Here is a 590-nt window from a genome sequence, read left to right on the forward strand (position 1 = left end):
AAATCCGAACAGGGGATGCGCTCGCTGATTGCCATTGCGGGGCGCGATTTTACTGGTGATTTTGCCAAATTGGTGGGCAATCCTGAATTGTTAGGGCAAGCTTTAGATTATGTGAAAGATCCACAAGTCTTTAAAGGCTCTGTAGAGCAAGAAGCCGACAAACAAGCAACCGGTGCCATGCGGCAATTTGAACTCTTGCAAAACCGTATTGTAGCTCTGGGCATCACCATTGGTGAAGTGCTTCTGCCTCCTCTCAACAGTTTGATGGAAAGTGTTGGCAATTTTACCAATGGGCTTATGGCGTGGGCGAATGCCCATCCCACTTTAACAAGCGCCATCATCAAAACCATTGCTGCCCTTATGGCTTTTAATATTGCTCTACGGGTTTTGCGCTTTACTCTTGCCGGGACACGCCTTGGGCTTCTTCAATTGATCACGTCTTTTATTAAGCTTAGAGTACTCAGTCGTGGTGTTGCTGCAAGCTGGCGGGGCTTAGCAGCCGCAGGGCGCTCGCTGGGCTTGCTAACCGCGGGTCTTGGGGCAAGTTCACTCCGACTCTTACGCCCCATGACCTTGTTGGTCGGGGCTTT

Annotated in this window: 1 protein-coding gene; it reads left to right on the forward strand. The window is 50.3% G+C overall.

The window, feature by feature from the left end:
* On the forward strand, positions 1-590 hold a 590-nt coding region (locus ACFINH_RS10305; protein WP_375633080.1), incomplete at both ends, for a phage tail tape measure protein.

The organism is Bartonella sp. AA74HLJMH (assembly GCF_042197045.1).
In the GTDB taxonomy this organism is placed as follows: domain Bacteria; phylum Pseudomonadota; class Alphaproteobacteria; order Rhizobiales; family Rhizobiaceae; genus Bartonella.